Consider the following 11738-nt stretch of genomic DNA (forward strand, 5'->3'; position numbering starts at 1 on the left):
GCCCCCGGAATACTTTAACGGATGAGGAATCACTGTCTGCCATGGAACCGGACGGTACCTCGGATGACAACACTCCCGAGGAGACACTTGTGTCGGAGTCGTCAGTCGATTCCGGACCCGTCCAGAGACTGCAGCAAGCTACAGAAGCCGCACGTACGTTGGATCTTCATTTCGAGGCATTTTGCGACCCAGCAACGACGCCCGTGGTGAAGGACACATACCTGTGGGAACACTACAAGCGTGAGTACTACTATGAGCCCGACGGGAGTCGGCCTCGCGACACCAATGACGAGATTATTGCGTTCGACAAGACGGACGCGCTTGGATTCGATCCAAGCGTACTAGAGAACGCTCTCGCAGCGGGCGCAAAACGGGCCGAGGAACTTGATCCGGTGATCGACGAACGGACAGTAAACGTCCAGACAGATTTCGACGAGGATCAATTTTTCACCGACGAAGTGGGCGCGACGACAATCGCAAACCGCTATGATCTCGAAAAGGCAGTCCCAATGGAAAAAAAGCGCCACTACGTCGAGGTCGAACGCTACTGGGTAAAAAAGCCTTACTCGTTTGTGGTCATTTTCCACTCGGAAAAAGAAAACGAAAAAAAGTACTACGCGATCCAGCCGTATCAAAACGAGATCGAGGCGGAGGTCGCAGAGTACATTACTCAAAAACTCCGAACCGCAATCAAGTACGGAGACCATAGCACGGCAGTCGTGGACGATGATCGACGCCTTGAGGTGATCCACAGTGAGGCACACCGACTGCTCGAACGCTACGATCTCTACGATGTGCCCAAAGCATCGGTCGGCAACCGGGTTGTCGAAACGTGGAATGACATTCTCGACGCCATTGGACCACTGTTCGAACGGATTGGCAAAGACGCCACAGCGAAAGATCGATATCGGTTGCCCGCAGCAGCCGGGACGTATCTCAAACGGGTACTCGATCAGCTTGGATACGAACCCGAGACGACGGCCGGCCCAAACCTTCCGGGAATTGCTGCACGGCCCGAACCCGCCGTGCTCGCGGAAGACTCAGATCGGCTTACCCCATATCAGGTGGAAAAGCTCCTGTACGTTCTCAAACGCGATTTTATTGGCTACGAACGGATCGACCCGATCAAACACGACATTAATGTTGAGGATATCTCGTGTGACGGGTACAACTCCCCTGTATTCGTCTACCATTCGGAGTACGAACAACTCATTTCGAACATTCTGCACGGCAGCGACGAACTTGACGACTTCGTCGTTAAACTCGCTCAGCGATCGGGCAAGGGCATCTCAAAACGCCGCCCGCAGGTCGATGCGACGCTGCCGGACGGGTCACGGGCACAACTCACCCTCGGTCGGGAGGTATCTGATCACGGGACGAACTACACCATCAGGCAATTCAAAGAAGTCCCGTTTACGCCGGTCGATCTGATAAACTGGCACACCTTCTCGTTAGAACAGATGGCGTATTTGTGGCTCTGCATCGAAAACAACAAAAGCCTCATCTTTGCCGGCGGAACCGCTTCAGGGAAGACGACGAGCCTCAACGCGGTGTCGCTGTTTATCCCCTCAAACAGCAAGATCGTCTCGATCGAAGATACCCGAGAGGTCGAACTACCACAGCGAAACTGGATTGCCTCAGTTACTCGACCATCGTTTTCCGACGACGACAAAGGGGATATCGACGAGTTCGACCTGCTCGAATCGGCCCTCCGTCAACGGCCGGATTACATCGTGATGGGCGAGATTCGGGGCCAGGAAGGTCGGACGCTGTTTCAGGTTATGTCGACCGGACACACCACGTACACGACGTTTCACGCTGATTCGGTCGGCGAGGTGCTCAAGCGGTTTACGACCGAACCCATCAACGTCTCGAAGACAATGTTCACCGCGCTCGATTTGGTGTCTATCCAGACCTCCACACGAGTGCAAGGACGGAAAGTCAGACGAAACAAATCGCTTACCGAAATCAACCACTACGATACCGAGAACGACGAAATCAATGTCCAAGATGTCTTTCAGTGGCAAGCAGAGACTGACGAATTTCTCCGGCTGGGAACGTCGAACACCCTCGACAGTATCCGGTTCGATCGCGGGTGGAGCCACGAAGAACTCCAAACCGAACAGCTCAAACGCGAGGCTGTCCTCGCGTACCTGGTCGATCGCGACATACGAACCTACTCTGAGGTCGCTGCAACCCTGCAGGCATTTATTAACGACCAGGAGACGATCCTTGCACTGATCGCCAACGACGAACTTGAGGCGAGTCTCGCGGATCTTCGTCAGATGGAGTCGGTGCTTATCGACGTCGATCCAGAGACTGAGGCACTCGTACCGCGCCCAGAACCGGGACCGATCCAAGCCGAAACAGCCGAACGAGTCCTCGAACAGGCAGAAGAGGAGCTCTTTGACACCTATCGCGGGAGGGCCCCTGACTCGGTTGCCACTGCACTCGACAGTATCAGTAGCGCGAGAGACATTATCGTCGACGACGGTCCCGATAGGAACGTGATCGACACCGGATCAGATACCGCAGTGTCGGATCCGGACACAGCGGGTGCTGATGGATTCAATTGGCAATCAAAAGAAAGCGAACGCGAAGACGGTACCGCTGCGGACGGCTCGGGTGCGTTCGATACGTATGTCGATAGCAGTGAGCCAACAGATGGCGATCCCAATCGATCGGAGGAGTAAGTATGGGAACCATCCCTGAGTTCGGCGACAGCAATCCAGACAGCGATCCACTCTCAGATTTGTTCTATCCCGTTTTCAAATTGATTTTCGATCAGGACGGCGATTTCCTCGGCGATATCGATCGGAAGCTCACCGAGGCACGGATGTCGGCTCCGGTTGAGCTGTACGTGTCGCGATCGCTCGGGATCGGTATTATTCTTGGTGGGCTCTTGTGGGTCGTCGGCACACTTGTCGGCTATGGCCTGTTTCGGTTCGGAATCCTCTCTGCGGAGTCACTAAGCCTCGGTATTCCGGTCAGTTCACCAGTCATGATTGAGTTGCTCCGGTCGCTTGTCATCCCGAGTGCGATCGGGCTGAGTGGGTTAGTATTTGGAACACTTGGTTTCGCGACCGGATTCGGGTCGATGCTTGCGGTTCCGTACTCGAAGGCAGACAGCCGCAAGCGGGAGATCAACATGTTGTTGCCGGACGCGGTCGCGTTTATGTACGCGCTCTCGGTCGGCGGGCTAAATCAACTAGAGATCATTGAGTCGATGGCTGTCGCGGAGGACACCTACGGAGAGGTCTCTCGGGAGTTTCAAAGCATCGTCGCCGAGACGGAGTACTTCGGCACAGACTACCGAAACGCGATCAGACAGCAGGCGATCGAGACACCGAGTTCGGATCTCTCGCAGTTTCTGACCGATATGCTGTCGATTATTAATTCGGGAGGAGACATGGAGCCGTTTCTCGACGATAAAAAAGACGCCCATATGCGGACAGCGAAACAACAACAGGAGCTCACCCTCGAAACCCTCGAGCTGTTCGGAGAGATGTATATGACGCTTTCGCTGTTCCCGTTGCTTTTAGTTATTATTCTTGTTATTATGGGAATGATGGGTGATGCAGACGAGGCGCTTTTGTATGGGACGATCTATGCGCTTGTGCCGCTTGTCGGTGCTGGATTTCTCGTCCTCATTTCCACGGTCAAACAAGACGAGCCCGGAAACGGCTATCTCGGCGCGACGGGCGGGAGCGATCGGCTTCAGGAGACCACAAAAGAGGGACTGCGCCATCTCGGACTCGTTGAGCGGTTTGTCGGGAGCAGACGGGTATTCAACCGGATTAAATCCCGTGAAGGGACGTACAAGACGATGCAGATACTCAAACGCCCCCACCTCTTTTTCCGTGATAATCCATGGTTCACGCTCGCATTCACTGTGCCGCCGACGCTTGTCCTCCTCATAATTGCAGTCACGTCAGGACGAGCGCCGCTGGCATACGAAGACTGGATTGCTCAGCCGATATGGAGTACCGTTATCTGGGTATATGTACCCTTATATCTCGTCTTGACGCCACTTGGCATTTTTTATGAGTGGAACGTCCGATCGCGACACGCGGTCACCGGCAAGCTTTCAGGAATGCTTCGGAAGCTCTCAAGTGCGAACGATACCGGCCAGACCCTCCTCGAATCGATCTACACGGTTGCAGATACCTCCTCTGGGAAGCTCGCCGACGAGTTCGATATCATTTATATGAAGGTCAACTACGGAGTTGGACTCCGAGACGCGCTCGTCGAGTTCAATAACAAATATCACATCCCCCGACTGGCCCGAACAGTCAAACTCATCACCGAAGCCCAGGAGGCGTCGAGTCAGATCACCGACGTCCTGTCGACCGCCGCACAGGCCAGCGAAAATCAAGACGACATCGAGCGAGAGCGGATTTCTCGAACCCGGATGCAGGTCGCGATTATCATTATGACCTACTTTACGCTGTTGGCAGTAATGGCAATCCTACAGACGCAATTTATTGACGTAATGGGTGGCATCGCCTCGGAGGGACAAAACGCCGAGTTGGGCGGTGTCAGCGGCGGACCAAACTTCGGGGGCGGGTTCGATCCGGCGATGTTGTCGTTGCTCTTTTTCCATGCGGTGACGATTCAAGCCGTGCTGTCTGGGCTCATCTGTGGATACATTCGCAACGCAACGCTCATCTCGGGGGTGAAGTTTGTGGTTGCCCTGGCAACTGTCGCTCTCGCAACGTGGGTGGTGGTCGCATGACGGCCCGATCGGCGGTCGCCTCCGGCTGGCAGGACGATCGCGGTCAGACCACGCTCGATTTTGCGGTCGGCGCGAGCGTCTTTTTGCTCGCGGTCGGGTTCGTCGTGCTCTTTGTTCCGACGATGTTTGACCCCTTCTCGTTCGGTGATGGGGCCGGCCCTGTCGTGGCCGAGCGATCGGCAACCTACCTTGCCGACGGGCTGTTGGTTGCCGATCCCGGAACGCCCGGGACGCTTGATGGTGGCTGTACGATCGCGTTTTTTACCGCCAATACGACAGCCGCAGCCAGTGAAGACTGCCGAATTGTCCCGAGTGGTTCTCTCGCACGCGACGTCGGTGCGATCTCCGAAGAAGCGGCGACCGATGAATCGGTTCCAAGGCGGTGGCACGTGAACGCGTCCGTCCAAGCGCTTGCGGAACGCAACGGGGGTGCCGTCCGTGCGGACGACGTACGGCCGGGATACGGCTCCGATCGACTCGAGCGGGGGCCCGATTCACGGGGATACAACGCTGATACGTATTCGACGGTTGTGACGATCGACGGCGGTCGCTATCGGATCGTCGTGAGGGTGTGGGCATGAACCGGGGGCAGGCGCACACGCTGGAGGCGTTCGTTGCCGTGTTGTTGTTGGTGTCAGGGATTATTTTTGCGTTGCAGGCGACCGCGGTGACGCCGTTATCGGCGAGTACGTCGAACCAACAGATCGAGAATCAACAACGCGCGATCGCAGCGGACATCCTCGCAGCCGCTGACAGCGATGGGTCACTCAAGGAGGCAACACTGTGTCGATACCCGGCGTCACACAACGAGACGCCACGACAGTTTGTCGGCACAGACGAGAATCAGACATCTTTCGTGGAGGGCGGGCCGCCAAGTGAGTGTGGTGGATTCGGTCCACTCCTCAACGAGACGTACGACGATCGTGGAATCGCGTACAACGTTCGAGTGTACACACACCTCGAAAGCGGTGGGATGGACGATGTAAACGGGAGCCTCGATCACATGGTCGACATGGGGTCGCCAACCGACAACGCAGTCACTGCCGGGCGAACAGTCGTCTTATACGAGAATGACACGCTTATCACAGACGACAACGTGACTGTCGCTGAGTCAGGCCTGTACCAGGACAGATCGGCCACAGAGCGCGGCCAGATTCACGCAGTTATCGAAGTCGAGGTGACGGTATGGCGGATGTAACGCATGAGGATCGTGGCCAGCTCATCTTGATCACCGGCTTCGCGCTGGCGGTGGTGCTTCTTACACTCGTGTTACTGTTGAATTCTGCAATCTTTGTCGAGCACACCGCAACACAACGTCCCTCCGCAGATGCCGCTGCGCCGATCGAGTTCCGTGACGGGACAATTACCGCGACAGAGCGGACAATCGGTGCTGTCAACGAGCCACCGGGAACGAACGAATCGACGGCGATGGCGACGTTCGACACCCTCGCAAACCGCACCTACGACCGATATGCACGGAAAGGCGCGATCGCCAACGTGAGCTACGAGGTGACAGCAGGAACGGTCATCGAAAAGACGAACACGTCGGCGAATACCCAAAACGGCTCGCCCAGCGGGCCAGCGAACTGGACAGTGCTCGACAATGCGTCCGAGACACGGGCGTACACACACACGTTCACCCGTCTCAACGAGACGACCGACCCGGTCGGGAACGCAACAGCGATCGTAGTCAACGGTCGAACGCTGTACGTTTCCGTCGAGGGGACTAGTGGATCAGTGAGAGATCTTACGAGCGGTGACACCGTTTTGGTAACCGAGGAAGGTGGGGACACGTGTTCGATCGAACTCGTCGATCACAATACAGTCACCTTCGACATCACCGCTGCGGAACTCCGATCGTCGAACGCACGGTGTTCGATCGAAACCGTTTCTGCGGGCGATTCGATCCAGGACGTGGCGATCACGCGTGGTGATCTTTCAAACGGAAGCTACACACTCGTGACGCGAGGGGGGACAACTGAGTCTGGGACCCAGCGCGAGGGCGTGTATAGTGTGATCGTCTCGATGCGATACGTAGGTGAATCGGTGACCGTCGACACGGCTGAGCGGGTTGCCCCGGGTGAGCCACATGCGTGAAGATCGAGCCGTCTCTGTCACAGTCAGCTATGTCATCCAGATTGGCATCTCGACGGTGCTTTTGACCGGATTACTGATCGGTGCAGGATCGCTCATCGACCGACAGACAACGGGCGTTGCGACGACCGAACTCGAGGTTAACGGCAACCGCCTCGCCGGAGACTTAATGGCTGCTGATCGGCTCGGCGCAGTCGCGTACGGAACGAACACGACGGCAACCGTGACCGATCCGGGAGCGACAACGGTCCGCGTTAATGTCGATCTTCCCCGATCGATCGCTGGGGAACCCTACCGAATCGAGGTGACAGAGACGGCGATCGTCCTCAGTGTCGATCGACACGATCTGACGGTTTCGGTGCCGTATGAGCCGTTGTATTCGGACTCGATTGGTACAACGGCTTTCCAGGGAGGGCCAGTGACCGTGACCGCAGTGTACGACGATCCTGGCGTTCGACTGGAGGTGACTCGACGATGACCGATCGCGCTCGATGGGTCTCCGATGACAGAGCGGTGAGCGAACTGATCGGCTTCATATTGATTTTTGGGCTGATTATCAGCACTGTTGCAGTCGTGTCAGTCGCCGGATTCGGATCGCTGTCGGATCGACAGACCGCAGAGCAGGTGAACAACGTCGAACGGGCCTTCTCAGTACTCGCCGACAATATTGACGATCTAACCACGCATCAAGATACGGAGCGAGCGACGGAGGTTCGGCTCGCAGAAGGACAATTAACCACCGGTGAGCCACTTACCGTGCGATTCGGTGTTACTGAGGAGAACGCGACCGAGTTGAACAATAGCGTGCGGAATAATACCGAACCAGTCAACTTCACGGCGCAAAACGAGAGCGATACGATCGACCCGATCGTCTACGAAATAGATTCCCAACAAGTCATCGTCGAACTTGGGGGCGTGCTCAGAACGCGCGGGGAGCAATCGACCGTCGCCGTCGAACCGGATTTCTCAGTAGATCCCGAAAGTGGTACGATACGGCTCTCGTATCCGTCGACCGTGATCCGTGGATCCGGGGAGTCGATCGGTGCACCCACGACGGTCCGAATCGAAACCGAGCGGGCAACCCGCCCAACAGTCGAAACGTTCGATATTGGCTCCGGACGGTTTGCCATGGAACTCAGCGGTGAGCGAGCGGAACTATGGGCGGCGTACTTCGAGACCGTCGATGGCCTCACGGTCGTCACCGGAGAGTCGCGGGCTGTGATCTATGCGGATGCTGATTCGTACGATCAGGTTACGAGCACAATCACGGGCGTCAACGTTCGGTATACGTGATTGAGGAGTGCCATCGGGCGGTCGATCGAAGCCGAGCCTATACTACTGTAGTTCTACCCGAACGACGTTTTTTGTCACGTGGAGATACCGGATCCTGTTTGGGGAGGCAGTCGCGTCGATGGGTGACGCGCGGAACGTTGTTTCGTCTTGTTTGATCGTAACACTCCCACCACCGTCGATGCTCAGATCGTTTACAATCAACGATCCACGGAGAGCAGAATTCCCCCCGCCGGAGAGCGTCACATCGGCGTTTGGCGCAAAAAGAACTGCATGGACGGTTCCGAATTGACCATTATTTTGAAGATCGATGTCATCACCGATAATGAATACCTGCCGGTGTGACTCCGTCGCCTCATTCGTCGTTGAGATCTCAATGTTGTTCGTGTCGAATACCAAGTCATCACGGACATAATACGTCACGGTGCTGTTCGAGTCGTCGATCACTGACTGGTCTCCCCCGAGTACTACGCTTCCGTTAACCACGACCGAGATGTTTCCGTCAGTAGTGTTCATCGACACCGTATCGGCTATTCGAACGTCTGTGTCGAAATAGTAGGTGCCATTCGAGAGCGTACAATCTCCGATTTCGTTGGGGTTTGTGTCGATATTGCAGGCATCCCCATTGTCGTTCGTCGCTTGGGCGCTTTGGATCTGTTCGCGAATGAGTGGTCTCGAATCCGGTAAGGTCGATTTACTCGGCATTTCAATATCAGAAGAACTACTACTAGATCCGTCGTATTCGCTGTTTCTCGAAATCGTCAGTCCAGATTCGATCTCCAGGGTCGTTGGAACGCTCAACTCTGTAATTACCGATTCCGATCGTTGACAGATATCCGCCGAGTCGGCTGATTGACAGCGTGTCGTCGTCCCTTCGGTGCGTTCGCTCAAAAACTGAGACCATCCCTCGTAGTAGCGGCTCTCGATTTCGATGTAGACGCTGCCATTCGTAAGTGGGTTCGCGGGGAGTCCGTCGAGTTCCGTTCCGGATTCGATGCGGGTAAATTCACCCGTTATCGAGCCGCTCGTGGAATCGCTTCCGTTAACGGCGACGAGCGGAAGCGTGAGTGTCGATCCACGATAGTAGTACTCTGGCGGCGAAACCATCGAACTGTTCGTGCCGTCGTGACTCCACACGCCGCCGTTTTGATACGCTAATTCTCTTGTGCCGGTGTCGTAAACGATCGATCCCAGCGACTCTTCAACGACGGGATCTTCATCTGAAAGATTGCTGTCTGATTCCACCTGGTAGATCCGAATCGTCCCCGCGGATTCTTTCACTGAGACGGACCCTTTATCGATCGATCCAAGCGAGAATTGTTTGCCATCGCTTTCGCCCAGTGCGACGAGGCTCGCTTTCGAACTGAACTGTGACATCGCGTTCTCGACGTTTGCGTACTCTGCATCTGCGGTCGAGTCAGCGTATGCGATCGAGCCAATTGCGACAGTGGTTCCAATAACGGCGATGACGAGGCCGACCAACAATACGTACCCGAGCACGCTCGACTGGGCACGCTCGGACGCCCGGTTGCTCTGCCGTACATCGCCCATACAGCTACAGACACTTTCATCGATGATAAAGTGGCTGGTCGACCTATCACAGTTGATAGCCCCGATCCCTGTCGGCTCACGTTGTCGGAGTGATCCGAACGCTCGTCTGTATGTCTCCGCCCGAGGTCCGAATCACAACCTCACCGCTGATCGCCCCCTCGATCGATCGTTCGCGTGAGATCTCCTGTGAGAACTGTGTGGCAATTGATTCGCCGGGTGCGACACGTATCGGCTCCGAGAGCAGCTCTTTTGGCCGTTCGAGTGCGGACGTGGAGAAAGTAATTGCGTGTATTAAAAGCGGGCCGGTGCCCGAGTTGTACCCTCGAAGATCGATCGTCAGTTCATGGTGAGCGCTCCACAGCTCACTCGTGGCTGGCCCATCTGTGGGTGAACGAGTTGTTGCTGGGTGGAACGTTCCAGATACCTCTCCGAGGAGTTCAAACCGACCAAATCGTGGTTCGATAACCGTCCGTTGATAATACACCCCGTACACAGCGACGATAAGTGCGGTTGCGGCGACGACACCTGCCAAACCGGCGGTGCCGATTTGTAGGAGGGTAGGATCGTTCGGATTCATACCTCCCTTTTCAGTGGTGAGAATAAATTGGCTCTCGAAGGTAGTTCCCGTGACGCTTTTTGTGTCTCGATCGAGGCGGTTGGACTCATCCTCGAGGCGGTTGGACTCATCCCTGGAAACCAGTCAGTGACCATTTTTCCGAGCCCGCATCAGACTCGTTGACGAGTTCGGGGGCACTGACTAACACGAAGGTGCTTTCGGCATCACCGTTTCTGATCTGCCGGTCAGCAGTCGAATCAATCCATAGCGCATCACCTTGGTTCATTGCAACGTCAACTTCGTCTACGACAACCGTCGCTTGTCCATCCACGAGGACGTAGATTTCCTCGTGGCCGTTGTCCGTGTGGTCGTGTCGCTGGCCGATCCAACCAGGCTCGCACTTTGCGATCGTTACCCCAACCTGTTCGGAATCCAGCGGTTCGCGCAGAAAATGCATGGCGCCGGAGACGCGATCGACATCCTCGTAGTTGACCTTTCGATAGCTCATAGCGAGTAGTCTGCGCAGTCACAGTATTAATCTTTGGCTGATGCTTCGGAATCACGTGAGCAGCGGCCAATAATATAATTCACAGTTATATACTTCCGGGGGCTGGGACGCTGAACGACAGTTTGTGTCCTGTTAATACAAAATCAAATTGCTACCCACGTATACTCAATATGATGGTAACGGTTGCAACGCTTTGCAACAGCCACATCAAAATCGTGTCTGAGAGAATGCGTGAATCAACAGTTTTTGAATTGAGTGAAAAATAATTGCAACCGCTATGATAAACCACCAGGGGAATCCGAGAATGTAGCCGTATTGTGGCTGACAATCACACAATATGACAAGACACGCCTTTCACCTCGTGTACAGAGAGACTAGCTAGTGCTGGGCCTTGCTACCTCCCTCCTGCTCGTGGGTCTCGCTGTCATCGTCATCTGGAAGGGCAGCGAATACTTCGCCCAAGCCGCAGAGCGGCTCAGTAAACACTATGGGCTCCCTGTCGCCGTCCACGGGGCGATCGTGGTTGCGGTCGGCTCAAGTTTCCCAGAGATCAGTTCGATCGTTATCAGTACGGTCTTTCACGGCGAGTTCTCGCTCGGTGTCGGGGCGATCGTCGGGAGTGCGATCTTTAATCTCCTCGTGATACCCGCACTGTCGGCCTTCGCCAGTGAAAAACTCGAAACGACCCGTGACCTCGTTCACAAAGACGCACAGTTCTACGTGATCAGCGTTCTCGTCTTGTTTATCATGTTCGCACTTGGCGCGACATACGTTCCGGGCGGAACGAATGAGGCTGCGATCTTGACACCCACGCTGGCGTTGATCCCGCTTGCCACGTACGGAATCTATGTCTTTTTGCACTATCAGGACGCCAGCGATCACATCGCTTCAGAAACGGTTGACGTGTCACCGTTCCTATTTTCGGTAGCAATCAGCAGTGTTTTGCTGTGAGTGGCTGGGCCTCACTACGTTGCTACTATCTATTTTCGTGCTTCTCGCGGGAC

The 11738-nt window shown here is 55.5% G+C and carries 10 protein-coding genes and 1 pseudogene; 8 read left to right on the top strand and 3 right to left on the bottom strand.

Going from position 1 to position 11738, the window contains the following annotated elements; genetic code table 11:
* Positions 1–41: 41 nt before the first annotated feature.
* From E5K03_RS05465 to E5K03_RS05495, 7 genes are read left to right on the top strand one after another with little or no spacing between them, the layout of a single operon-like run.
* Positions 42–2693, top strand: a complete 2652-nt coding sequence (locus tag E5K03_RS05465; RefSeq protein ID WP_138005347.1) for a type II/IV secretion system ATPase subunit — start codon at positions 42–44, stop codon at positions 2691–2693.
* Between the two features lie 2 nt (positions 2694–2695).
* Positions 2696–4735, top strand: coding sequence for a type II secretion system F family protein (locus E5K03_RS05470; RefSeq protein WP_138005348.1), 2040 nt, complete (start codon positions 2696–2698; stop codon positions 4733–4735).
* The gene (locus E5K03_RS05475) at positions 4732–5316 is read left to right on the top strand and encodes a DUF7287 family protein (RefSeq protein WP_138005349.1); all 585 of its coding nucleotides are present in this window, start codon (positions 4732–4734) and stop codon (positions 5314–5316) included. Before E5K03_RS05470 ends, E5K03_RS05475 begins: the two co-directional genes overlap by 4 nt.
* A complete protein-coding gene (locus tag E5K03_RS05480) occupies positions 5313–5933 on the top strand; it encodes a DUF7288 family protein (RefSeq protein WP_138005350.1) in 621 nt (206 codons plus the stop codon). Before E5K03_RS05475 ends, E5K03_RS05480 begins: the two co-directional genes overlap by 4 nt.
* A complete protein-coding gene (locus E5K03_RS05485) occupies positions 5921–6832 on the top strand; it encodes a DUF7261 family protein (protein WP_138005351.1) in 912 nt (303 codons plus the stop codon). Before E5K03_RS05480 ends, E5K03_RS05485 begins: the two co-directional genes overlap by 13 nt.
* Positions 6825–7307 (top strand): DUF7266 family protein, encoded by a 483-nt coding sequence (locus tag E5K03_RS05490; protein ID WP_138005352.1) that lies wholly within the window; start codon positions 6825–6827, stop codon positions 7305–7307. The genes E5K03_RS05485 and E5K03_RS05490 overlap by 8 nt, the downstream gene beginning before the upstream one ends.
* Complete coding sequence (locus tag E5K03_RS05495; RefSeq protein WP_138005353.1) at positions 7304–8122, top strand: DUF7289 family protein; 819 nt, start codon at positions 7304–7306, stop codon at positions 8120–8122. Before E5K03_RS05490 ends, E5K03_RS05495 begins: the two co-directional genes overlap by 4 nt.
* 42 nt (positions 8123–8164) lie before the next feature.
* Here the strand turns inward: E5K03_RS05495 and E5K03_RS05500 are convergent, their stop codons facing one another.
* From E5K03_RS05500 to E5K03_RS05510, 3 genes are all read right to left on the bottom strand, one after another.
* Complete coding sequence (locus E5K03_RS05500) at positions 8165–9670, bottom strand: DUF7289 family protein (RefSeq protein ID WP_138005354.1); 1506 nt, start codon at positions 9668–9670, stop codon at positions 8165–8167.
* A 76-nt stretch (positions 9671–9746) separates the two neighbouring features.
* On the bottom strand, positions 9747–10247 hold the full coding sequence (locus E5K03_RS05505; protein ID WP_138005355.1) for a hypothetical protein: 501 nt from the start codon (positions 10245–10247) through the stop codon (positions 9747–9749).
* A gap of 106 nt (positions 10248–10353) precedes the next feature.
* Complete coding sequence (locus E5K03_RS05510) at positions 10354–10734, bottom strand: cupin domain-containing protein (protein WP_138005356.1); 381 nt, start codon at positions 10732–10734, stop codon at positions 10354–10356.
* Positions 10735–11115: 381 nt separating this feature from the next.
* Between E5K03_RS05510 and E5K03_RS05515 the strand changes: the two are divergent.
* Positions 11116–11646, top strand: a pseudogene (locus tag E5K03_RS05515) (sodium:calcium antiporter); the annotation flags it as partial.
* Positions 11647–11738: the final 92 nt, after the last annotated feature.

Source organism: Halalkalirubrum salinum, from assembly GCF_005543295.1.
GTDB lineage: Archaea > Halobacteriota > Halobacteria > Halobacteriales > Haloferacaceae > Halalkalirubrum > Halalkalirubrum salinum.